General features: G+C 64.1%; 25 protein-coding genes. 7 read left to right on the top strand and 18 right to left on the bottom strand.

What is annotated here, in order from left to right; genetic code table 11:
• Window positions 1-110: 110 nt before the first annotated feature.
• The 6 genes from ABIB38_RS08610 to ABIB38_RS08635 all read left to right on the top strand — a co-directional run bounded on the left by ABIB38_RS08610 (window position 111) and on the right by ABIB38_RS08635 (window position 6,005).
• Complete coding sequence (locus tag ABIB38_RS08610) at window positions 111-575, top strand: peroxiredoxin (RefSeq protein ID WP_429203344.1); 465 nt, start codon at window positions 111-113, stop codon at window positions 573-575.
• Window positions 576-838: 263 nt separating this feature from the next.
• Entirely contained in the window at window positions 839-2,671 is a 1,833-nt protein-coding gene (locus ABIB38_RS08615; protein WP_429203345.1) for a PhoH family protein, read from the top strand.
• Between the two features lie 151 nt (window positions 2,672-2,822).
• Window positions 2,823-3,179: a YciI family protein gene (locus tag ABIB38_RS08620; protein ID WP_429203346.1), complete on the top strand. Its 357-nt coding sequence runs from the start codon at window positions 2,823-2,825 to the stop codon at window positions 3,177-3,179.
• A gap of 111 nt (window positions 3,180-3,290) precedes the next feature.
• Window positions 3,291-3,695 carry a YciI family protein gene (locus ABIB38_RS08625; RefSeq protein ID WP_429203347.1) on the top strand — a complete coding sequence of 135 codons (405 nt, stop codon included), beginning with the start codon at window positions 3,291-3,293 and terminating at the stop codon, window positions 3,693-3,695.
• A gap of 21 nt (window positions 3,696-3,716) precedes the next feature.
• Window positions 3,717-5,012 (top strand): RNA polymerase sigma factor, encoded by a 1,296-nt coding sequence (locus ABIB38_RS08630; RefSeq protein ID WP_429203348.1) that lies wholly within the window; start codon window positions 3,717-3,719, stop codon window positions 5,010-5,012.
• Window positions 5,013-5,120: 108 nt separating this feature from the next.
• Window positions 5,121-6,005 (top strand): MBL fold metallo-hydrolase, encoded by an 885-nt coding sequence (locus ABIB38_RS08635; RefSeq protein ID WP_429203349.1) that lies wholly within the window; start codon window positions 5,121-5,123, stop codon window positions 6,003-6,005.
• Window positions 6,006-6,237: 232 nt separating this feature from the next.
• Here ABIB38_RS08635 and ABIB38_RS08640 read toward each other — a convergent pair whose 3' ends face one another.
• The 7 genes from ABIB38_RS08640 to rpsF form a co-directional block, all read right to left on the bottom strand.
• Complete coding sequence (locus ABIB38_RS08640; RefSeq protein WP_429203350.1) at window positions 6,238-7,248, bottom strand: inorganic phosphate transporter; 1,011 nt, start codon at window positions 7,246-7,248, stop codon at window positions 6,238-6,240.
• A 22-nt stretch (window positions 7,249-7,270) separates the two neighbouring features.
• Window positions 7,271-7,897 (bottom strand): DUF47 domain-containing protein, encoded by a 627-nt coding sequence (locus tag ABIB38_RS08645; RefSeq protein ID WP_005666076.1) that lies wholly within the window; start codon window positions 7,895-7,897, stop codon window positions 7,271-7,273.
• A gap of 99 nt (window positions 7,898-7,996) precedes the next feature.
• The gene (locus tag ABIB38_RS08650) at window positions 7,997-9,394 is read right to left on the bottom strand and encodes a replicative DNA helicase (RefSeq protein WP_429203351.1); all 1,398 of its coding nucleotides are present in this window, start codon (window positions 9,392-9,394) and stop codon (window positions 7,997-7,999) included.
• A 109-nt stretch (window positions 9,395-9,503) separates the two neighbouring features.
• Entirely contained in the window at window positions 9,504-9,956 is a 453-nt protein-coding gene (gene rplI, locus ABIB38_RS08655; protein ID WP_429203352.1) for a 50S ribosomal protein L9, read from the bottom strand.
• Between the two features lie 38 nt (window positions 9,957-9,994).
• Window positions 9,995-10,285: a 30S ribosomal protein S18 gene (gene rpsR, locus ABIB38_RS08660; protein WP_005666071.1), complete on the bottom strand. Its 291-nt coding sequence runs from the start codon at window positions 10,283-10,285 to the stop codon at window positions 9,995-9,997.
• Between the two features lie 30 nt (window positions 10,286-10,315).
• The gene (priB, locus tag ABIB38_RS08665; protein ID WP_292031355.1) at window positions 10,316-10,606 is read right to left on the bottom strand and encodes a primosomal replication protein N; all 291 of its coding nucleotides are present in this window, start codon (window positions 10,604-10,606) and stop codon (window positions 10,316-10,318) included.
• A 41-nt stretch (window positions 10,607-10,647) separates the two neighbouring features.
• Entirely contained in the window at window positions 10,648-11,046 is a 399-nt protein-coding gene (rpsF, locus tag ABIB38_RS08670) for a 30S ribosomal protein S6 (RefSeq protein ID WP_123070735.1), read from the bottom strand.
• A gap of 323 nt (window positions 11,047-11,369) precedes the next feature.
• On the opposite strand from rpsF, the gene lexA reads away from it, so the two are divergent.
• A complete protein-coding gene (gene lexA, locus ABIB38_RS08675; RefSeq protein WP_429203353.1) occupies window positions 11,370-11,999 on the top strand; it encodes a transcriptional repressor LexA in 630 nt (209 codons plus the stop codon).
• 147 nt (window positions 12,000-12,146) lie between these two features.
• Here the strand turns inward: lexA and ABIB38_RS08680 are convergent, their stop codons facing one another.
• The 11 genes from ABIB38_RS08680 to ABIB38_RS08730 form a co-directional block, all read right to left on the bottom strand.
• The gene (locus ABIB38_RS08680; protein WP_429203354.1) at window positions 12,147-12,863 is read right to left on the bottom strand and encodes a tetratricopeptide repeat protein; all 717 of its coding nucleotides are present in this window, start codon (window positions 12,861-12,863) and stop codon (window positions 12,147-12,149) included.
• A 121-nt stretch (window positions 12,864-12,984) separates the two neighbouring features.
• Window positions 12,985-14,226: a cystathionine gamma-synthase family protein gene (locus tag ABIB38_RS08685; protein WP_429203355.1), complete on the bottom strand. Its 1,242-nt coding sequence runs from the start codon at window positions 14,224-14,226 to the stop codon at window positions 12,985-12,987.
• A 14-nt stretch (window positions 14,227-14,240) separates the two neighbouring features.
• Window positions 14,241-15,764 (bottom strand): amidophosphoribosyltransferase, encoded by a 1,524-nt coding sequence (gene purF, locus ABIB38_RS08690; RefSeq protein ID WP_429203356.1) that lies wholly within the window; start codon window positions 15,762-15,764, stop codon window positions 14,241-14,243.
• 63 nt (window positions 15,765-15,827) lie between these two features.
• Window positions 15,828-16,316, bottom strand: a complete 489-nt coding sequence (locus ABIB38_RS08695; protein ID WP_429203357.1) for a CvpA family protein — start codon at window positions 16,314-16,316, stop codon at window positions 15,828-15,830.
• Between the two features lie 15 nt (window positions 16,317-16,331).
• Window positions 16,332-17,297, bottom strand: coding sequence for an SPOR domain-containing protein (locus tag ABIB38_RS08700; protein ID WP_429203358.1), 966 nt, complete (start codon window positions 17,295-17,297; stop codon window positions 16,332-16,334).
• 27 nt (window positions 17,298-17,324) lie between these two features.
• Window positions 17,325-18,623: a bifunctional tetrahydrofolate synthase/dihydrofolate synthase gene (gene folC, locus ABIB38_RS08705; protein ID WP_429203359.1), complete on the bottom strand. Its 1,299-nt coding sequence runs from the start codon at window positions 18,621-18,623 to the stop codon at window positions 17,325-17,327.
• Window positions 18,624-18,701: 78 nt separating this feature from the next.
• Window positions 18,702-19,574: an acetyl-CoA carboxylase, carboxyltransferase subunit beta gene (gene accD / locus ABIB38_RS08710; RefSeq protein WP_429203360.1), complete on the bottom strand. Its 873-nt coding sequence runs from the start codon at window positions 19,572-19,574 to the stop codon at window positions 18,702-18,704.
• Between the two features lie 326 nt (window positions 19,575-19,900).
• Window positions 19,901-20,173 (bottom strand): hypothetical protein, encoded by a 273-nt coding sequence (locus ABIB38_RS08715; RefSeq protein ID WP_429203361.1) that lies wholly within the window; start codon window positions 20,171-20,173, stop codon window positions 19,901-19,903.
• Window positions 20,174-20,451: 278 nt separating this feature from the next.
• Window positions 20,452-21,252: a tryptophan synthase subunit alpha gene (gene trpA, locus ABIB38_RS08720; RefSeq protein WP_429203362.1), complete on the bottom strand. Its 801-nt coding sequence runs from the start codon at window positions 21,250-21,252 to the stop codon at window positions 20,452-20,454.
• A gap of 82 nt (window positions 21,253-21,334) precedes the next feature.
• A complete protein-coding gene (gene trpB, locus ABIB38_RS08725; RefSeq protein WP_429203363.1) occupies window positions 21,335-22,591 on the bottom strand; it encodes a tryptophan synthase subunit beta in 1,257 nt (418 codons plus the stop codon).
• Entirely contained in the window at window positions 22,557-23,267 is a 711-nt protein-coding gene (locus tag ABIB38_RS08730; protein ID WP_429203364.1) for a phosphoribosylanthranilate isomerase, read from the bottom strand. Before ABIB38_RS08730 ends, trpB begins: the two co-directional genes overlap by 35 nt.
• Window positions 23,268-23,278: the final 11 nt, after the last annotated feature.

Below are 23,278 nucleotides of genomic sequence, written 5' to 3' on the forward strand. Positions count from 1 at the left end.
CTAGCGGCAGGTGGCATGGCCGGATTATCATGCAGTGCCGCTCCCCGCCACCATGCGCCGGGAGGTAAATATTTGCAGCGCAGTGCGCTGTCACTGCCCAGGAGAAGCCCGTGGCCGAGAGCCAAGCAACCATCGCACCATTTTCCGCCCCGATGACCGGTGGCCAGACCTTCGAGCTGCTTGGCCGTCCCGCCAGGTACACCGTGCTGTACTTCTACCCCAAAGACAATACGCCGGGCTGCACGACCGAGAGCATCGCCTTTCGCGAAGCCTGGCCCGAGTACCAGGCGCTGGGCGCCGAGATCTATGGCCTGAGCCGCGATTCGCTGCGCTCGCACGAGAATTTCAAGGCCAAGCTGGGCCTGCCCTTCGAACTGATCTCCGATCCGGACGAAACCGTCTGCACGCAATTCAATGTCATGAAGATGAAAAACATGTATGGCAAACAAGTGCGTGGAATCGAGCGCAGTACGTTTGTCATTGACGCTCAAGGCCGATTGGTGAAAGAATGGCGTGGCGTGAAAGTCAATGATCACGTCACCGAAGTGCTGGAATTTTTGAAGAGCCAGCCCTGAATTACGGATGGCTCCAGTTCGTTCAACCTGCTGGATCGCTATCCTTTATTTTGAGTCAACCCGTAATTCATCCACATCCTTCCAATCTGGTTTCCCGCCGGGCCGGAGCATTTCCAGGCTCGGCCTTACTGCAGACATTTTCCTTCGCAGTCTATCCGGCGGCGCACCCGCCACTCCCGTTAGTAGCATCGACTCCGTGCGGCAGCGCGCCACGTGGCCCGCGCGCGCACGGCCATCCAGACTTTTTTTAGATTGAGAACCTGATGCCACTGCCAAAGATGCCTACCCAGCCAGCGACCATGCTGCTGGCAAAAGATTACCCCAAGGCCGAACCCGGCAAATCGCCGGTACGTCCCGTCTCGGCCCAGGCCAATGACGACGTCGAGGACCTGATCAGCGGCCAGGCCGTGCCGACGCCGAAATCGCGCGCACGCCGCAAGGCACAAGACACCCTCGCCGCGGCGCAAGCGCCCGCGGCGGCCAAACCCGTCGCAGCCGTGCCAGCCGTGGCCGCCGAGGCGGGGCAACCGGCCCGCAAGAGCGGCAAGCAAGGCAAGCAGAACTGGCCTGAAGCCGCTCCTGTGCAAGCCAAGCTGCGCGAGACCGACGCCGATCAACCGCATCCGGCCAAGCACAAGCCGGTCGAAGTCACCATCAAGTCGTCCACCAGCCGCAAGGCCGACCGCTCCGGCGCCACCAAGGTGTTCGTGCTCGACACCAATGTGCTGATGCACGATCCGTCCTCACTGTTCCGCTTCGAAGAGCACGACGTCTATCTGCCGATGATGACGCTCGAGGAACTGGACAACCACAAGAAGGGCATGTCCGAGGTCGCGCGCAACGCGCGCCAGGTTTCACGCACGCTCGACGCCCTGATCGCCAACGTCGACGATGACGCCATCGAGTCCGGCATTGCGCTGTCCAAGCTGGGCAACAAGGATGCCAAGGGGCGCCTCCTGTTCCAGACCCGGCTGAACAGCGCCGCCCTGCCCGAGGGTCTGCCGGCTGGCAAGGCCGACAACCAGATCCTGGGCGTCGTGCGCGCGCTCGAAGAGCAGATGGCGGGCCGCGCCATCGTGCTGGTGTCGAAAGACATCAACATGCGCATCAAGGCGCGCGCCATCGGCCTGCCGGCCGAGGATTACTTCAACGACCACGTGCTGGAAGACACGGATTTGCTGTACTCGGGCATCGTCCAGCTGCCGGACGATTTCTGGGACAAGCACGGCAAGGACGTCGAATCCTGGCAAGAGAACAAGAACGGCAGCTCGGCGACCTATTACCGCGTCACCGGCCCCGTGATCCCGACCCTGCTGGTAAACCAGTTCGTGTTCCTCGAGCCGAAGGATGGCCAGTCGCCACTGTACGCGCAGGTCAAGTCGATCAACGGCAAGACCGCCGTGCTGCAGACCCTGCGCGATTACAGCCACAACAAGAACAACGTGTGGGGCATCACGGCGCGCAACCGCGAGCAGAACTTCGCCCTCAATCTGTTGATGAACCCCGAGGTCGACTTCGTCACCCTGCTGGGCCAGGCCGGTACGGGTAAAACCCTGCTGGCGCTGGCGGCCGGCCTGGCGCAGGTGCTGGAGACCAAGCTCTACAACGAGATCATCGTCACCCGCGTCACGGTGCCGGTGGGCGAGGACATCGGCTTCCTGCCGGGCACCGAGGAAGAAAAGATGTCGCCATGGATGGGCGCCTTCGACGACAACCTGGAGGTGCTGATGAAGTCGGACGGCGACGCCGGCGACTGGGGCCGCGCCGCCACGCAAGACCTGATCCGCTCGCGCATCAAGATCAAGTCGCTCAACTTCATGCGCGGTCGCACCTTCGTGAACAAGTTCCTCATCATCGACGAGGCGCAGAACCTGACGCCGAAGCAGATGAAGACCCTGGTCACGCGCGCCGGTCCCGGCACCAAGATCCTGTGCCTGGGCAATATCGCGCAGATCGACACGCCATACCTCACCGAGGGTTCGAGCGGCCTGACCTATGTGGTCGACCGCTTCAAGGGCTGGAACCACGGCGGCCACGTGACCCTGGCGCGCGGCGAACGCTCGCGCCTGGCCGACCACGCCAGCGACGTGCTGTAACGGCGCGCGCCGCCTGCACGAGGCGGCAGTGCCCCCAACGCCCGCCCTCACCGGCGGGCGTTTTTTTTGCCTGAATCGCAAACAGCGCTACCATAGGAGGAACGGCTGCGCCGTCCACGCGTCCGGACCCACCTCGCCCACAGGAGACCCCATGCCCCACATGCTGCTCATCCACGAGCCCATCGGCCAGCGCGCGACCCGCAGCGAAGCCGAAGGACGCGCCGCCTACGAGCGCATGCTGCGCTGGGGCGACGACCTGAAGGCGCGCGGCCTGCTGCTGGCGGCCGAGTCACTGGCGTCGCTCGACAGCGCGGTGCGGGTGAGCGGCCCGGCCGGCAAGGCGCGCATCGTCGACGGCCCGTTCGCCGAGGCCAAGGAAATGGTGGGCGGCTTCTTCATGGTCGACGTCGACTCGCGCGACGAGGCGGTGCGGCTGGCCGCCGAGTGCCCGGCCGCCGAATGGGCCATGGTCGAGGTACGCGCGCTGGCGCCCTGCTTCATGCGCTAGACGACGGCGTCGATATTTTTTTGCCGGGGGTGTCGAAAACGGTAAGCGCCGTTCGTCGTGGACCATGCAAGGCCCGCTGCCGCGGGCCGCTCACCACCACAGGAGAACACCATGCGATTCATGATCATCGTCAAGGCCAGCGCCGCGTCCGAAGCCGGAGAGATGCCGCAAGAGCCGCTGCTTGCCGAAATGAACGACTACCACCAGGAGCTGGCGCGCGCCGGCGTCCTCCTCGACGGCAATGGGCTCAAGCCGAGCAGCCAGGGCTGGCGCATCCGCTACGAAGGCGGCGAGCGGCGCGTCGTCGACGGCCCGTTTACCGAAACCCGCGAGCTGATCGCCGGCTATACCCTGATCCAGGTCCGTTCGCGCGAGGAGGCGCTCGAATGGACGCGCCGCTTCCCCAACCCACGCGGCCCGGGCCTGGAAGCCGAGATCGAGGTGCGCCAGCTGTTCGAACTGGACGACTTCGCGCCGAGCGAGACCATCGAACGCATGCGTGCACAACAAGCGTGAGAGGAAAGCCGCTCAGGACCGATGAAGGGCAATGACGCGCGAATGACAGGCAAGGTCGAGGACACCATCGCGGCGGTGTGGCGGATCGAATCCGGCCGCATCGTCGCCAGCGTCGCGCGCATCGTGCGCGACGTCGGGCTGGCCGAGGAGCTGGCCCAGGACGCCCTGGTGGCGGCGCTGGAACGCTGGCCACGCGACGGCATCCCCGACCGTCCCGGCGCCTGGCTGCTCACGACGGCGCGCAACGGCGCCGTCGACCTGCTGCGACGCGACCGCAGCCTGCGCCAGAAGCTGGAACGGATCGGCCTCGACCTCGGAGCCCGGGAGGAGCTGACGGTGCCGGATTTCGTGGACGACCTCGACGCCAGGCGCAGCAGCGTGGTCAAGGACGACCTGCTGCGCCTGATGTTCGCCGCCTGCCACCCGGTGCTGTCGCTCGACGCGCGCCTGGCGCTGACGCTCAAGCTGCTGGGCGGCCTGGCCACCGCCGAGATCGCGCGCGCCTTCCTGGTTCCCGAGAGCACCATCGCCCAGCGCATCGTGCGCGCCAAGCGCACCCTGGGCGAAGCGAAGGTGGCGTTCGCGCTGCCGCCGCCCGCCGAACTGGGCGAGCGCCTCGGCGCCGTGCTGGAGGCGGTCTACCTGATCTTCAACGAAGGCTATGCCGCCACCGCCGGCGCCGACTGGATGCGCCCGGCCCTGGTCGACGAGGCGCTGCGCCTGGGCCGCATCCTGGCCGAGCTGGCGCCGAACGAACCCGAGGTGCACGGCCTGGTGGCGCTGATGGAGCTGCAGGCGTCGCGCATGGCGGCGCGCCTTGATTCGGCCAGGCGCCCGGTGCTGCTGCTCGACCAGGACCGCGCACGCTGGGATGGCGTGCTGGTCCGGCGCGGCCTGGCCGCCCTCGCGCGCGCCGCGCGCATCGCGGTGCCACGCGGCCCCTACGTGCTGCAGGCCGAGATCGCCGCCTGCCACGCGCGCGCCCACCGCGTTGACCTGACCGACTGGCGCCGCATCGCCGATCTGTACGACGAACTGGCCGTGGTCCAGCCCTCGCCCGTCGTCGAACTGAACCGCGCGGTGGCGGTGGGCATGGCCGACGGCCTCGCGGCCGGCCTGGCGCTGGCCGACCGGCTGCTGGCGGACGGCCGGCTGGACGGCTATCACTGGCTGCCGAGCGTGCGCGGCGACCTGCTGTTCAAGCTCGGCCGCCGGCCGGAGGCGCGCGCCGAATTCGCGCGCGCGGCCGCGCTCACCGCCAACGCCAGCGAGCGCGAACTGCTGCTGCGGCGCATGCGCGACGCAGCCGATGCCTGAGCCGGCGCAAAGACTGTGCGTTCATTCACGCCTATGCCGGAAGGATACATACCGTTATGATCTCGGCTGTATAGAATAAAACTGAGCGATCGTGACGGGAGGCTTGCAATGAAGTTCCGGTTCTGGGGAGTGCGTGGATCGATCCCGTCGCCGGGCCCGCGCACCGCGCGCTACGGCGGCAATACCACCTGCATCGAAGTGCGCACCGACGCCGGCGCCCTACTGATCCTGGATGGCGGCACCGGGCTGTTTCCGCTGGCCCAGCACCTGGCCCAGCAAGGGCCGGTGGCCGCCAATATCTTCATCACCCACAGCCACTGGGACCACATCCACGGCCTGCCCTTCTTCACGCCCCTGTTCGTCAAGGGCAACCGGGTGCGCCTGCACGGCGCCCACGACGAAACCACGGGCCACGGCATCGAGCACGTGATGAACGTCCAGCTGCAGAACAGCTATTTTCCGGTGGGCGAAGCGCAGATGGGCGCCACCCTCGACTACCGCACGCTCGGGATCGGGACCCCGATCGCGCTGGAAGACGCCGTGGTGTCGAACGTGGCGATGAACCATCCGGTGCTCAACCTAGGCTACCGCATCGACTGCAACGGCAAGTCGCTGTTCTTCACCGGCGACCATGAGCCCTGCCCGCACCCGGACGGCAGCGGCGCACACGCCGCCTGCGAGGAACACCTGCGCGAGCGCGAACGCAGCATGGACGCCGTCATGCGTGGCGTGGACGCCCTGATCGTCGACTGCTCCTATACGCGCGAGGAATACCCGTCCCGGCGGGGCTGGGGCCACGGCACCTTCGACGGCGCGCTCGAGATGGCGCTGCGGGTGGGCGCGCGCGCGCTGTACTGCACGCACCACGAGCCGACGCGCGGGGACGACGAACTCGAAGCGGTGTTTGCCGAGGTGATGGCGCGCTACGCGGGGCGGCTCGATGGCTTGCAGGTGTTCCTGGCCTACGAGGGGCTGGAAGTCGATCTCGGGTAGACCGCGCAAGGCGAAAGTCTTCTTGAGTTAGCGTAAAAACGTCGTTACTGCCACTGGCAGTAACGACTCCCCACGAAGGTGGGGACCCAATCTTGCAAGCGTTTCGACGACGTTTGCAGAACTTGGGTCCCCGCCTGCGCGGGGACGACGTATTTGACGGCTAGCTCAGCAGCTTAACTTGACGGTATTAGCGCCACCGGCTCCGCTTCGCATCATGCGCTCAACGCGTCCATCACATGATGTGGGTGCCGATCCACCACGCCACCGCGGCGATGAACGCCGACGCCGGAATGGTGAAGACCCACGCCCACACGATGTTGCCGGCCACGCCCCAGCGCACGGCCGAGGCCTTCTGCGCGGCGCCCACGCCGACGATTGCGCCGGTGATGGTGTGGGTGGTCGACACCGGGATGCCGAAGGCGCTCGACATCAGGAGCGTCATCGCGCCGCCGGTCTCGGCGCAGAAGCCGCCCACCGGTTTGAGCTTGGTGATCTTCTGGCCCATGGTCTTGACGATGCGCCAGCCGCCGAACAGCGTGCCGAAGGCGATCGCGGCGTAGCACGAGATGATGACCCAGGCCGGCGGATGGGCGTCGCTGGCGCTGACGTAGCCGGCGGCGATCAGCAGCATCCAGATGATGCCCATGGTTTTCTGCGCATCGTTGCCGCCGTGGCCCAGCGAATAGGCCGCGGCCGAGACCAGCTGGAGCTTCCGGAACAGGCCGTCGACCTTGCGCGGCGTCGCCTTGACGAACACCCAGGCCACGATCAGCATGATGATCGATCCGAGCGCAAAGCCCAGCAGCGGCGCGACCACGATGAAGGCGACGGTCTTGAGCAGGCCGCCGGAAATGAGCGAGCCGGTGCCGGCCTTGGCCACCGCGGCGCCGACCAGGCCGCCGATCAGGGCGTGCGAGGACGAGGACGGGATGCCGTAGTACCAGGTGATCAGGTTCCAGGTGATGGCGCCGACCAGGGCGCCGAAGATCACGTAGTGATCGACGATGTGCGGGTCGATGGTGCCCTTGCCGATGGTCTGCGCCACCTTCATGTTGACCACGAAGATCGCGATGAAGTTGAAGAAGGCGGCCATCGCGACGGCATGCTGCGGCTTCAGGACGCCGGTCGACACGACGGTGGCGATCGAGTTCGCCGAATCGTGGAAGCCGTTCATGAAGTCGAAGACGAGTGCCAGCACCACCAGCCCGCCCAGCACGTAAATGCTGATGTTGAGAGTATCCATGGTTGTTCCGCTCGAACGACGCTTACGCGTTCTCGACGATGATGCCTTCGATGATGTTGGCCACGTCTTCGCAGCGGTCGGTCACGGTTTCCAGGATCTCGTAGATCGCCTTCATCTTGATCAGGTTGCGCACGTCCGGCTCGTCGCGGAACAGCTTGGACATGGCGGCGCGCATCACGTGGTCGGCGTCCGACTCGAAGCGGTCGATCTCTTCGCAGATGGCGACGATCTTCGGCGCGTTGTCCATATCGTGCAGCATCGACACCGCTTCCTGCACCTTCAGGCAGCACGACAGGCACAGCTCGGCCAGGCGTTTCGCTTCCGGCGTGACCGCGTGCAGGTCGTACAGCGACACGGTCTGGGCCGCGTCTTCCATCATGTCCAGGATGTCGTCCATGCGCGTGATCAGCTTGTGGATGTCGTCGCGATCAAGGGGAGTAATGAAGGTCTTGTGCAGCAGGTCGACCGTGGCGTAGGTGATCTTGTCGGCCTGCTTTTCGATCGTTTCGACCGCATGGGTGCGGGTTTCCAGATCGTCGAAATTGGTCATCAGGCCGACCATTTCATGGGCACCCTTCACGCACAAGGCCGCGTGCTGGTTGAACAGTTCAAAGAAATTGCCTTCTTTAGGCAAAAAGCGTCCAAACATTATTTTTCTCCGTTTTTCTCTCGGTATTTGCCGACGCTCCGGGAAAAGCGACGGCTTGGTATGCGGCGTGACGCCGGCCGCGGTATGCGGCGTAGAATCTTAGTCGCCCTGGTAGACCGACAGGTTGCCGCTGTAATTGCCAAACTTGGTGTATTGGCCAATCCAGGTCAGGCGAATCGCTCCGATCGGGCCATTACGCTGCTTGCCGATGATGATCTCGGCGGTGCCCTTGTCCGGCGAATCCGGGTTGTAGACTTCGTCGCGGTACAGGAAGATGATCACGTCCGCATCCTGCTCGATAGCGCCGGATTCGCGCAGGTCGGACATCACGGGACGCTTGTTGGGACGTTGTTCCAGCGAGCGGTTCAGCTGCGACAGCGCGATCACGGGGCACTGCAGCTCTTTGGCCAGGCCCTTGAGCGAGCGCGAGATCTCCGAGATCTCGGAGGCGCGGTTGTCGCCCGCCTTCGAACCCTGCATCAACTGCAGGTAGTCGACGATAATCAGGCCGAGCTTGCCGCACTGGCGCGCCAGGCGGCGGGCCCGCGCGCGCATCTCGATCGGGTTCAACGCGGGCGTTTCGTCGATGTACAGCTGGGCGTCGTTCATCTTCTGGATGGCGTGCGTCAGGCGCGGCCAGTCCTCGTCGTGCAGGCGGCCGGTACGCAGGCGGTGCTGGTCGAGCTGCCCGACCGAGCCGAGCATACGCATGGCCAGCTGGGTGCCGCCCATCTCCATCGAGAACACGGCGACCGGCAGGCCGGCCTCGATCGCGACGTTCTCGCCGATGTTCACCGAGAATGCGGTCTTGCCCATCGACGGACGGCCGGCGACGATGACCAGGTCGCCCGGCTGCAGGCCGGAGGTCATCCGGTCGAGGTCGATGAATCCGGTCGGCACGCCCGTGATCTCGCCCTGGTTCTCGCGCGAGTACAGTTCGTCGATGCGCTCGACCACCTGGGTCAGCAGCGGCTGCACCGCGAGCCAGCCCTGGGCGCCCCTGGCGCCCTGTTCGGCGATGGCGAAGATTTTTGACTCCGCCTCGTCCAGCATCTGCTTGACTTCCTTGCCCTGCGGATTGAAGGCATTGCCGGAAATCTCGTCGGCGACGGTGATCAGCTGGCGCAGGATGCCGCGGTCGCGCACGATCTCGGCGTAGCGGCGGATATTGGCGGCCGACGGCGTGTTCTGCGCCATCGCGTTCAGGTATTGCAAGCCCCCCACTTCCTCGGCCTTGCCGAGCTGGTTGCAGGCTTCATAGACCGTGATCACGTCGGCCGGCTTGCCGGCGTTGATCAGGCGGACCATCTGTTCGAAAATGATGCGGTGATCGTAACGGTAGAAGTCTTCCGCATGCATGAAGTCGGCGATGCGGTCCCAGGCGGCGTTATCGCGCAGCAGCCCGCCGATGACGGATTGCTCTGCTTCGATGGAATGCGGGGGGATGCGCAGGGCTTCGATCTGCGGGTCTGAGGGTGCTGCGTTCATGGGCGGCATTATACCTTCTCCTGTCACACGGCTGTCATAATTGGTGAGTTTCAGAAGCAAAAAAGCCGGGAGATCCCGGCTTTTTCGTGCACTGCTTTTACGTCAATCCAGCATTCGCTCAGGCAGCTTCGCCTACGACAGCGATGATGATTTCCGACACGACGTCGGTGTGCAGGGCGACTGCAACCGGGAATTCGCCGGTGGTCTTCAGCGGGCCGGTCGGCATGCGAACGGCAGCTTTTTCGACCGGGAAGCCCTGCTTGGTCAGCGCCTCGGCGATGTCCGCGTTGGTGACCGAACCGAACAGACGGCCGTCGACGCCGGCCTTCTGGCCGATGGTGACGGTCAGGCCGCTCAGCTTGTCGCCCTGGGTTTGGGCGGCTGCCAGTTTCTCGGCGGCTGCTTTTTCCAGTTCGGCGCGCTTGGCTTCGAACTCGGCGACGGCGCCAGCGGTAGCGCGGCGGGCCATCTTTTGCGGGATCAGGAAGTTACGTGCGTAACCATCCTTGACTTTGACGACGTCGCCCAGGTTGCCGACGTTGATAACTTTTTCCAACAGAATAACTTGCATGTTTTATCTCCAGGATATCTGACTGTCGTGACCGACGATTAACCGTGGTGCAGGTCGGTGTACGGCAGCAGCGCCAGGTAACGGGCGCGCTTGATGGCGGTGTCGACCTGACGCTGGTAGTGCGCCTTGGTGCCGGTCAGACGTGCTGGCATGATCTTGCCGTTTTCCTGGACGAAGTCCTTCAGGGTGTCGACGTCTTTGTAGTCAACCTGCTCAACGCCAGCGGCGGTGAAGCGGCAGAACTTCTTGCGCTTGAACAGCGGGTTCTGCTGCTTGCGCTTGAGTTTTTCTTTAGCTTTGTTTTTGTCGAACTTTTTACCGAATGCCATTTGAGGCTCCTGTATATCTAAATTGCCGAACTAGGCGGCACTGAAATCAATGATGTGAAACACCAGGGCTTTGCTGTTGCGATTTTTCCGTGCGAGGAAGCCATCGAAGCGGTAGCTGGCGCCGAGCTCGGCGCTGCCAAACCTGCCCGAAATCTCGCCCGCGGCAAACGCGGGGACTTCGAACTCGACCAGGCGATCGATCCCTGCCTCTCGTTGATGCGAACTGTGCATCAGGACGGCTGAAACGATCGGCACACCGGCCGGGGTGTAGCGCAGGACATCACGCTCGGCGATGGTCGCCACGAGCTGGAGCTGATTCACCCGGTTCTACTACTGCTTGTTACGAATTCCTGGAAAAAATCTTAAGCAGCGGCAGCGGCTGGAGCAGCAGCTGCAGGAGCAGCGGCTTCTGCACGGTGGCTCTTGGCTGCGTCTTCGCGCTGCACCGATTTCATCATCGGCGACGGTGCGGTTTCTGCTTTCTTCATCTTGACGGTCAGATGACGCAGAACGGCATCATTGAACTTGAATGCGGTTTCCAGCTCGACCAGGGTCTCGTTGTCGCACTCGATGTTCAGGCAGATGTAGTGGGCTTTTGGCAGCTTCTGGATCTGGTAAGCCATCTGACGGCGGCCCCAGTCTTCCACGCGATGGATGTTACCGCCGCGGCTGGTCACCGTGGTCTTGTAACGCTCGATCATCGCCGGGACTTGCTCGCTCTGGTCCGGATGGACGATAAAAACGATTTCATAATGACGCATGCATTACTCCTTGAGGACGTTTTACATAAATGCCCACCTCGGCGTCAAGACGAGTGTGGGAAGGGAACAGCCAGCTAGTATAGCGTGAAATGGGCAAATTGGGAACATGGCCGTCAAGCGCTTTAAGCCGGCGCCAGGCTCACTCGACATTTACGCTTGCAAAATCCGTACTTTTTACGATGAGCGCGCTTTTTTTGCGCTTTTTCGTGTATATCCCTTGCGTATGACGGAATACTGTACAAAAATACAGTCTACTGCTACAACCCGTTGCTGCAACATCGCATCCAACCACGGCATTTACACACGGCAACCATTACACAGTTATGCTCAAGCTCACTGCAAGGCAAGAACAGATCCTGAACCTGATCAAGGAAGCGATCGAGAACACGGGCTTCCCTCCGACCCGCGCCGAAATCGCGGCCGAACTGGGCTTTCGCTCGGCCAATGCGGCCGAAGAACACCTGCAAGCGCTGGCGCGCAAGGGCGCGATCGAGATTTCGCCGGGCACCTCGCGCGGCATCCGCCTCGTCGGCGCCAGCGCCCAGCAGATTCCCATGCCGCCGCCGTCGCTGATGTCGCTGCCGCTGGTCGGCCGCGTCGCCGCCGGCAATCCGATCCTGGCGCAAGAACACGTCGAAGCGACCTATAACGTCGACACCGCGATGTTCGCGGCGCGGCCCGACTTTCTGCTCAAGGTGAAAGGCTGGTCGATGCGCGACGCCGGCATCATGGATGGCGACTTCCTGGCGGTCAAGAAAATCGACAGCGCCAAGAACGGCCAGATCGTCGTCGCCCGCCTGGGCGAGGAAGTCACCGTCAAACGCTACCGCAAGACGGGCGACCTGGTCGAACTGTTGCCCGAGAACCCCGACTTCAAGGTGATCCAAGTCAGGCCCGACGAAGAGTTCGCGCTCGAGGGGCTGGCGGTGGGGTTGATGCGCAGCTGGAACTGATCTCGATACACATCATCTCCGTGAGCGCGTCGTTCCCGCGCAGGTGGGAACCTCGGTTCGCATGCGCTGCCGGCCACGTCCATCCATCGTGGCGGCGCTGAGGACTTGGGTTCCCGCCTTCGCGGGAACGACGTTTATGGGCGGTCTCTACTGCTTGGCCTTGTTGATCACCGCATTGTGCTGGTCCACGAACGCTTCGGTCGCGCGGCGCCATGCGGCGAAATCGGCCAGTACCATCTTCGAATTGACTTTCGCTCCCTCGGCGATGTTCTGGCGCACCCCCTCCAGGTAGGCGGTCGCGGCCTCGGTTTCCTGCTTGTTCATCAGTTTGGCGACGTCGGGCGGGATGCGGCGGGTCAGCGGCGACTGCGCGTTCAGGTTGGTCACCATCTTGTTGTAGCAATCCTGCCAGCCGGTCACGGCCTTGTTCACGCGCTCGATCTCTTCGTTGATCTTCGACACCGCCGGAATGCGCGGCGCCGGGCAGCGGTACTCGCCCGACTGCAGGTCGGCGCCATCGTAACCCTTGATCCAGTAATCGATCTCGGCGCGACGAAGGGCGCGCTGCTGCATGATCACGAGCGAGTCGGCGGCGATCTTGTTGCCCTTGGCGGCCGACTTCTCGAACCACTCCTTCGCCCTGGCTTCGTCGACCGCGCCGGCTTCGCCATACCAGTACATCTGGCCCAGCTGCTGCTGGGCCTGTGAATTGCCGGCATTGGCCAGCCTGGTGTACAGCTTGAGCGCGCCCGCATAGTCTTTTTTCTCGAACAGGGCGTTGGCGTCCTCGAGCTCGCCGGCGTAGGCGCCGCCGCCGGTTGCGCACAACACCGCGAGGGACAGGCAGGACAGGAATCGTTTCATGGGCATACCGTCAGGCTGGGCTGGTAAAGGTCCATGATAGCCGTGTTTTACGGCTGGGCTCAATCGCGAATGTGACAAGGCCGGCAAGTTGCCGGCCGCATCAAGACAGTTTTACCCGGCTTTACGCGTCCAGCGCCTGGCGGAAGTCGCCGACCAGGTCGGCGGTGTCTTCGATGCCCACCGACACCCGGATCAAGCCTTCGGCGATGCCCATGCTGGCGCGCCGCTCGGGGCCCATTTCAAAGAAGATCGTGTGCGCGACCGGAATCACCAGGGTGCGGTTGTCGCCCAGGTTCGAGGCCGGGATCGCCAATTCGAGGCGGTTCAGGACATCGAACGGGTCGATGTCTGGTTTCAGCTCGAAGCTCAGCAACGAGCCGCCCGAGCGGAACAGCGACGCGACGATCGCGTGCTGCGGATGCGAGGCCAGGCCCGGATAATAGACGGCGGCGACGCGCTCGTCGGCTTCCAGCATCGTCGCCAGGGCCAGCGCGTTGGCACAGGTACGCTCCATGCGCAGGGCCAGCGTTTCGGCGCCGACCGCGATGTGGTGCGCCGCTTCCGGCCCCAGCGCGGCGCCGAAGTCGCGCAGCGCCTTGGCGCGCAGCTGGGCCATACCCTGCGCACTTGCCGTCTGCTTCCTGAAGTTCGGGGCGATGTTCGGGTACGCGGCCCAGTCGAACAGGCCCGTGTCGGTCAGCGCGCCGCCCAGTGCGATGCCATGGCCGCCGATCGACTTGGTCAACGAATTGACCACCAGGCCCGCATGCACGTCCTTGGGACGGAACAGCCAGGGCGTGGTCATCGTGTTGTCGACCACGTACAGGATGCCGCGCGCGCGGCACAGTTCGCCGATGCGGGCCAGGTCCGCCACTTGCGTGCGCGGATTGGCGATGGTCTCGACGAACACCATGCGGGTATCCGGCGTCAGCGCCGCTTCCACCTGGGCCACGTCGGTGGCGTCGACGAAGGCAACGTCGACGCCCTGGCCCGCCACCGTCTGCCACAGGCTGTTGGTATTACCGAACAGAAAACTCGACGACACGATGTGGTCGCCGGCCTTGAGCAGCGCCTGGAACAGCGCGCCGATCGCCGCCATCCCGGTGCCGAAGCACAGTGTGGCGACGCCGTCTTCCATCTTGCTGATCTTGTCTTCCAGCGCCGACACCGTCGGGTTGCCCTGGCGGCCGTAGCGAAAGCCCGGCTCCTTGCCCTGGAACACCGATGCCAGCTGGCGTGCGTCGGCATAGCCGAAGGCGACCGAGGTGTGCACCGGCTTGTGCAGCGAACCCTGCTCGATCGTCTTGCGGCGATCGTTGTGCAATATAGTGGTGGTGAAACCGTAGCTTGGCTTGTCCGACATGGTTTTTCCTGGCCTTATTCGGCCGCCACCGGCGGGTTCAGGTTGAGCAGGGTGCGCACCTTGTCCTCGGCATCCTTCGACGTCGGATTGTGGCGCGCCGATTCCTGGCGGTCCAGGTACTCGGGGGTCACGTCACCGGTGACATAGACGCCATCGAAGCACGATGCCTCGAAATTCTTCAGCTCGGGATTGACATCCGAGATCGCGCGCTTGAGCGCATCGACGTCCTGGTACACCAAGCGGTCGGCCGTGATCTCGCGGCACACTTCCTCGACCGTGCGGCCGTGGGCGATCAGCTCGTCGCGGGTCGGCATGTCGATGCCGTACACGTTCGGGTACAGCACCGGCGGCGCGGCCGAGGCGAAGAACACCTTGCGCGCGCCCGCTTCGCGCGCCATCTGCACGATTTCGCGGCTGGTGGTGCCGCGCACGATCGAGTCGTCGACCAGCAGCACGTTCTTGTCCTTGAACTCGGAGCTGATGGCGTTCAGTTTCTGGCGCACCGACTTCTTGCGCATCCCTTGCCCCGGCATGATGAAGGTGCGGCCGATGTAGCGGTTCTTGATGAAGCCTTCGCGGTATTCCACGCCGAGTTTCAACGCCAGCTGGATCGCGGCCGGGCGCGAGGAATCGGGAATCGGCATCACGACGTCGATCTCGTCGACCGGGATCTCGCGCCCGACCTTGTCGGCCAGGTACTCGCCCATGCGCAGGCGGGTGGCGTACACCGAGGCGCCGTCGATCACGGAATCCGGACGGGCCAGGTAGACGAATTCGAAGGCGCACGGGTTGAGCGACGGATTCTCGGCGCACTGGCGCTCGTGCAGCTGGTTGTTTTCATCGATGAAGATCGCTTCGCCCGGCGCGATGTCGCGCACGAAGCGAAAGCCCAGGCCTTCCAGCGCGACCGATTCGCTGGCCACCAGGTACTCGACGCCCTGCTCGGTCTCGTTCACGCCCAGGCACAACGGGCGGATGCCGAACGGATCGCGGAAAGCGAGCATGCCGTGGCCGGCGATCTGCGACACCACGGCGTAGGCGCCGCGCACGCGGCGGTGCACGGCGGCGACCGCCTTGAACACGGCGTCGGCGTCGAGCGAGAAGCCGTCGGCCGCTTCCTGGATTTCGTGGGCCAGCACATTGAGCAGCACCTCGGAGTCGGAATCGGTGTTGATGTGGCGGCGGTCGTTGCGGTACAGCTCGTCCTTGAGCTGGACCTGGTTGGTCAGGTTGCCGTTGTGGGCCAGCGTGATGCCGAACGGCGCATTGACGTAGAACGGCTGCGCTTCTTCCTCGCTCGACGAGCCGGCGGTCGGGTAGCGGCAGTGGCCGATGCCCGTGTTGCCCTGCAGCGAACGCATATTGCGGGTGCGGAACACGTCCCGGACCAGGCCATTGGCCTTGAACATCGAGAACATGCTGCTGTGATTGGTCGCAATGCCCGCCGCATCCTGGCCGCGGTGCTGCAGCAGCAGCAGTGCGTCATACAGCAACTGGTTGACGGGAGAGTGAGAGACGACGCCGACGATGCCACACATGGTGTGCTCCTAAAAGCTTGAGTGCTTGATTACAGAAAAATTTCTACGACTGAGGAATGCTGGTCAAAAATTCACGTGCTGCGCCATGGCAGCGGGCAGGAAGGGCTCGACGGTACGGGCGCCGGTCTCGGCGATCGGCGACAACAGCGCCTGTTGCCAGAACGCCTGCTTTGGAATGTCCGTCATCCCACACAATATGACGCCGGCCAGCACGATTACAATGCCGCGCGCCAATCCGAACAAGCCGCCAAGGCCGCGGTCCGCCAGCGAGAGGCCGGTGGCTTCCACCAGAGCCCCGATCGCCAGCGACAGCAGGCCCATCAGGATACGCACGCCCAGGAACAGCGCGATGAAGGCCACGATCAGGCGCGCCGTGGCGCCGGGAATCACTTCCGGCAGCAAGGGCGCGAGCTGCGCGCCGTAGGCATTGGCCACCACGAAGGCGACGATCCAGCCCAGCAGCGACAGGATTTCCTTGACCAGGCCGCGCAGGGTGCTGATGACCACCGAGGCGATCAGCACGAACAGCACCAGATAATCAAAAATCGTCACGCTGTTCGGTCAGGGTCAGAGCGGTACCATGGTGCCGGACAGGCCAATGCCGCCCAGCCTGGCGCGCACTTTCTCGGCTTCTTCCTTGCTGAACGGACCGATCCGCACCCGGATCAGCTCGCCCGACTTCTGGGTGAACGATGCGATGCCGGCGCCGCGCAGGCGCTCCTGCAATTCGGTGACCTTTTCCTGGCTGGCCAGGGCCGCGACCTGCACCACGAAGCGCGGCGCCGGGCCTTGCGCCTTCTGCGGCTCGGCCGCCTTGCCTTCGAGGATGGCCATGGCGCGCGCGGCGTCGTCCTTCGGCGCGGGCTTGGCGACCTGCTCGGCCTTCGGATGCGTCTCGGCCGGTTTTTTCACTGGCTCGGGTTTCTTCTCGGGTGTCGGCGCCGACCTGGGTTCGGGCTTCGGTTCGGGCTTCGATTCGGCCTTTGGCCTCACCGGCTCGGGCATCGGCGCCGGTGTCGGCGGCGCGGCCGGCTCCAGCATGCGCATCGGCGGCGGTTCGCTGGCCGCCGGGGCCGCCGGGGCCGTTACCGGTGCGGCGGTTGCGGAAGCGTCGGCCGCAGGGCCGCTGGCCGGCGCCGCCGCGCCTGGCTCGATGATCTCTTCGTCGCTGTCGACGCTGGCCGACGGCGCCACCTGCTCGGACGGCACCGGCAGCGGGGCCGCCTTGTCCTTGTCCGGAATGTGGATGGCGATGTCGGTGGCGAGCGGCTTGGGTTCGGAATCGAGCAGCATCGGCAGCGCGACGACGGCCGCCAGTACCAGGGCGATGGCGCCGACGAGGCGGCGCCGGGCGCGCTTCTTCTCGGGCAGGATCGGATCGCCGCGGCTGGTGCGGCGGCCCGGCTCGCCCGCCGAGCTGGCGCGCTTGGAACGGGCGCGCTCGCTATAAGCGGCGTCGTCGTCCTTGACGAAGTGCCCACTGTCCCGGACAGTTTCTTGCTTGTTTTTATTGCCGAACGAGAACAAGCCCATGTGGTTCAGGTAATAGGGTGAAGAAGGTCAGTGAAGACTCGATTTACGGGCCGCCATGACGCCTGCAACGGTGTAGAAAGAGCCAAAGACCACAATTCTATCATTCTCCCCTGCCCGGCTCAGCGCATTCGCATAGGCCTCGGCCGGCGTTGCGAAATTACTCACAGAAAAATCGTCGTCCCTGGCGCCGGCCGGCCGCAGCGCGCCCAGCTTCGCGGCCAGCGCTTCGGGCTGCGCCGAGCGCGGCGAATCGAGTCCGGTCACGCACCAGTGATCGACCACGCCGGCCATCGGCGCGATGACGGCGTCGATGTCCTTGTCTTCCATGATGCCGAACACGGCATACGTGAAGCGGTGGAAGCCCATATTGCCCAGGTTCTGGGCCAGGGTGGCGGCGGCATGGGGATTGTGGGCGACGTCCAGCACCTGGGTCGGACGGCCGGGCAGCACCTGGAACCGGCCCGGCAGTTCGACCAGGGCCAGGCCCGCGCGGGTTTCCTGGGCGCCGCACGGCAGTTGCATGCGCAACGCCTCGAGCGCGGCCAGCGCGGCCGAGGCGTTGAGCAGCTGGTTGGCGCCACGCAGGGCCGGATAGGCCAGCGAGTTGCGGCGCTGGCTGCGCCCGCCATAGCTCCACTGCAGCTGGTCGCCCTGGTAGTTGAAGTCGCGGCCGAGCAGCCACAGGTCGGCGCCGATGTTCTCGGCATGCTCGATCAGCGATTGCGGCGGCACCGGGTCGCTGCAGATCGCCGGCTTGCCCGGGCGGAAAATGCCGGCCTTCTCGAAGCCGATTTTTTCGCGCGTATCGCCCAGGTAGGACGTATGGTCGATGTCGATGCTGGTGACGATCGACACGTCGGCGTCGATGACGTTGACCGCGTCCAGGCGTCCGCCCAGGCCGACTTCGAGGATGGCGACGTCGACGCCGCTCCGGGAGATCAGGTGGGCGATAGCCAGGGTGGTGAATTCGAAATACGTCAGGTCGGTGCCGGCGCGGGCGGCCTCGACCGCGTTGAAGGCATCGACGAGCGCTTCATCGGACGCCATCTCGCCATTGATGCGGGCGCGCTCGTTGAAGTCGAGAAAGTGCGGCTTGATGTAGAGGCCGACGCGGTAGCCGGACTGCAGCAGCACCGATTCGAGCATCGCGCAGGTAGAGCCCTTGCCATTGGTGCCGGCGACCATGATCACCGGGCAATCGAAGGCCAGTTGCAAGCGCTCCTTGACGGCGCGCACGCGGTCCAGGCCCATGTCGATATGGGTTTCGGCATGGCGCGACTCGAGCAGCGCCAGCCAGGCGGGCAAGGTGGTGGGAAGTGGGGACATGTGAATACAATCGATCTGCTCGGCTGCCCGGCGTGGGCGCGCAAGCTGAAAGGGCGACCGAAGTCGCCCTTGTGTCTATCAGGCCAGGACTTCGGTCGCCTGGTTTTGCAGCAGGGCCAGCAGACGCGCGATTTCTTCGCGCATCTTGCGGCGGTCGACGATCATGTCGACGGCGCCCTTGGTGACCAGGAACTCGGCGCGCTGGAAGCCTTCTGGCAATTTCTCGCGCACGGTGTTCTCGATCACGCGCGGGCCGGCGAAGCCGATCAGGGCTTTCGGTTCGGCGATCACGACGTCGCCCATGAAGGCGAACGAGGCCGAGACGCCGCCCATGGTCGGGTCGGTCAGTACGCTAATGAACGGCAGCTTCTTTTCGGACAGCTTGGTCAGCATGGCGGTGGTCTTGGCCATCTGCATCAGCGACAGCAGGCCTTCCTGCATGCGGGCGCCGCCGGTGGCGGTGATGCAGATGAACGGTACTTTCTGCTCGAGCGCCACTTGCGCGCCACGCACGAAACGCTCGCCGACGACCGAACCCATCGAGCCGCCCATGAATTCGAATTCGAACGCGGCGACGACGACCGGCAGGCTCATGATGGAACCGCCCTGCACGATCAGCGCATCGGTTTCGCCGGTGGCGTCCATGGCCGACTTCAGGCGATCCGGATACTTCTTGCTGTCCTTGAACTTCAGCGTATCGACCGGCAGAGTCTCCTGGCCGATATCGTAGCGGCCGCCCTCATCGAGCAAGGCGTCGAGGCGGTCGCGGGCGCGGATGCGCATATGATGGTCGCACTTCGGGCACACGTGCAGATTGGACTCGATGTCCGAACGGTACAGCACCGACTCGCACGACGGACACTTGACCCAGAGGCCTTCCGGCATCGTCTTGCGGTTAGCGGCATCGGAGCGCTGGATCCGAGGGGGCAGCAGCTTTTCCAACCAACTCATGTTCTCTCCTTTGCGGCAAATCTTTCAAGTGGCGGTAGTGTAGCCGCTCAAGCCCGGCTTGTCGAATCGTAGCTGGCTGCCAATTGCCTGTTTGACATCACCACTTCGCCGCCCGCAAAGTAGGGTCGGAGTCGAATTGTTTGACAACTTTTTGAGTTGGCCAATAACTCGACACCGAGCCCCGCCCTTCTTTTTCTAATACAAACTCTTTTCGTTCATATTAGGGACAGAGTCACGCACATTGATATGGCAAGCAATAGCCCAACAATGAGGGTCAGAGTCGAATTATTGGCCAATATTTCTAGAGCAAGGTATTCGCCGCCGGCTCAGGACGTGATTTCCGCGGTCGTGTATTCGAAACCGCCAATCCGGTCGGCCACGAGGTTATAGATCCACGCGGCTAACAGTCCGCCGAGGTAACTGAAGAGCGCGTATACGAAAGGAAGCAGGATCAAGCCGCCGATGCCGATGCTGGCCTTTCCCGTGCTCATCGCCACCAGAAGGATCAACGCAACGATAGGCAGCGAAATCACGAAATAAATACCGGCAATCATCTTGGCGCACTGGGCGACGCCGACGTGTTTGATGCGAACCTTCATTGAGTCCTCCCGAATTTGAAATTGAACTCACAATTTACTTGAGGCAATTTTCTGGAGACTAGCGCAGAAGCAAACCTGCCTTTGCGCGATGACAATGAATATGAGGTCAGGGGAAGGTGGATGCGAAGGCGAGCGAAAAGTTGTCAAACAATTCGACTCTGACCCTCATTGTTGGGTAATGTCTGCCGGGTAAGCTCAATAAGGGTCAGTGTCGAATTAAATGACAATATCTCGCTAAGAAATTGCTCAATAATTCTACTCTGACCCTAATTGACGGCTTAGCGCGCGTCGAGGGCGGTGCGGATGCCTGACGTGAAGCTGCGGACGGCTTCGACGGCTTCGCTTGCCGGGTGCGCTTCGATTTCCTGGATGATGCGGCTGCCGATCACGACCGCGTCGGCTACCTGCGCCACTGCCCTGGCGGTCGCGCCGTCGCGGATGCCGAAGCCGACGCCGATCGGCAGTTTCACGTGTTCGCGGATGGCGCCCACGCGGCGCGCCACGTCGTCGGTGTCGATCGCGCCGGAACCCGTCACGCCCTTGAGCGAGACGTAATAGCTGAAGCCGCCGCCGTGTTGGGCCACCTGCTTCACGCGCTCGGTGGTCGAGGTCGGCGCGAGCAGGAAGATCAGGTCGAGGCCGTTGTCGCGCATGGCGGCGGCGAAATCGGCGCATTCTTCCGGCGGGTAGTCAACGACGATGGCGCCGTCGGCGCCCGCCTCCCTGGCGCAGCGGATGAATTCGGACTGGCCGATGCGCTCGATCGGGTTGGCGTAGCCCATCAGGACAACCGGCGTGCTGTCATTGGTCTGGCGGAATTCACGCACGAACGCGAACACGTCCTTCAGGCCGATATTGAACTTGAGCGCGCGCTCGCAGGCGCGCTGGATCACCGGGCCTTCGGCCATCGGGTCCGAGAACGGCACGCCCAGTTCCAGCACGTCGGCGCCGCCCGCCACCAGGGCGTGCATCAGCGGGACGGTCAGGTCGGGGCCGGGGTCGCCGGCGGTGATGAAGGTCACCAGGCCGGTCTTGTTCTGCGCCTTGAGCGCGGTGAAAGTGGGTTCGATGCGGGACATGCTGTTTTCCTTGAAATGATTGGTGCGACGCCCCGGCCGCCAGGGCGACCGGAGCCGGACAGGGTTGGACTACGCCCGGATTTCAGCCGAAATCCAGCCCCATCCGCTGCGCCACCGTGTGCATGTCCTTGTCGCCGCGACCCGACAGGTTGACCAGGATGATCTTGTCCTTCGGCAGGGTCGCCGCCAGCTTCAGGCCATGGGCGATCGCATGCGACGACTCCAGCGCCGGAATGATCCCCTCGATGCGGCAGCAGTCATGGAAAGTCTGCAGCGCCTCTTCATCGGTGATCGACACATATTGCGCGCGCGCCGAGTCCTTCAGCCAGGCGTGCTCCGGGCCGACGCCCGGATAATCCAGGCCCGCCGACACCGAATGCGTCTCGATGATCTGCCCGTTCTCGTCCTGCAGCAGATACGTGCGGTTGCCGTGCAACACACCCGGCAGGCCGGCCGTCAGCGACGCGGCATGCTTGCCCGAACCGAGTCCCTCGCCCGCCGCCTCGACGCCGACCAGCTGCACGCCCGGCTCGCCGATGTACGGGTAAAAAATGCCCATCGCGTTCGAGCCGCCGCCGATGCAGGCGACCACGTAGTCCGGCTGGCGCCCCGCCATCGCCGGCATCTGCAGGCGGCACTCCTCGCCGATCACCGACTGGAAGTCGCGCACCATCATCGGATACGGGTGCGGGCCCGCCACCGTGCCGATGATGTAGAAGGTGTTTTCGATATTCGTGACCCAATCGCGCATCGCCTCGTTGAGCGCGTCCTTCAGGGTCTTCGAGCCCGATTCCACCGGCACCACGGTCGCGCCCAGGAGCTTCATGCGGTACACGTTCTGCGCCTGGCGCTTGACGTCTTCGAGGCCCATGTACACCACGCACTCCAGCCCGAAGCGGGCGCAGATGGTGGCGGTGGCCACGCCGTGCTGGCCGGCGCCGGTCTCGGCGATGATGCGCTGCTTGCCCATGCGCCGCGCCAGCAGGGCCTGGCCGATCACGTTGTTGATCTTGTGCGCGCCGGTGTGGTTCAAGTCTTCGCGCTTGAAATAGACCTGGGCGCCGCCGGCCATCTCGGACCAGCGCCGCGCATGGTACACCGGCGACGGACGGCCGACGAAGTGGGCCAGCTCGTAGCGGAATTCCTCCAGAAATTCGGGATCCTGTGCGTACTTCGCATAGGCCCCGTTCAGCTCTGCCAGCGCGTGCGACAGGGTTTCGGCGACGAAGCTGCCGCCATACGGGCCGAAGTGCCCGACCGCGTCGGGCAGGGCGTAATCCGGGGTCTTGAACAGGGGCGCAGCTTTAAGCTGGGCGTTGATGGTGTCTTTCGTGGTCATGGTGCGACTCGCTTTCGATGGTGGTATCGGCCGCCCGCACCGCCGCGACAAAGGCGGCGATCTTGCAGGCATCCTTGATCCCCTTCGCTTCCTCGACACCACTGCTGATGTCGACGGCGAAGGGACGAACACGTTCGGTCGCCTCAAGGACGTTGTGTACGCTCAACCCACCACTCAAAACGACCCGAGGCGCGAGCTCTTTTGGAATTAGAGACCAATCGAAGACCTTTCCTGCGCCGCCGTAGGCGTCCACCCAGGTGTCGAGCAGGAGGCCCGAGAACCACGGACTGGCGGCGCGGTATGCAGATTCACATTCTAGCAAAGCCGCGGGCGGCGTGTCAGGCTTGATGCGATAGGCGCGCACGAACGGCCGCTCTACCACCGCCGCGATCGCGGCGCATTCCTCTGGCGTTTCGTCGCCATGGAACTGGATCAGGCCCAGCGGCATCGTGCTTGCCACCGCGCGCACCTCGTCCAGGGTTGGATTGACGAACAGCGCCACGGCGCTCACGAACGGCGGCAGGATCGCGCACAGCTCGGCCGCGCGCGCCGGCGTGACGTAGCGCGGACTCTTCGGATAGAAGACGAAACCGAGCGCGTCGGCGCCGTGCGCGACCGCCGCGCGCAGGTCTTGCTCGCGGGTGATGCCACAGATCTTGATACGGGTGCGTCGCATGGATGTTCCTG

This window comes from Massilia sp. UYP11, from assembly GCF_050434805.1.
Classification (GTDB): Bacteria; Pseudomonadota; Gammaproteobacteria; order Burkholderiales; family Burkholderiaceae_D; genus Telluria.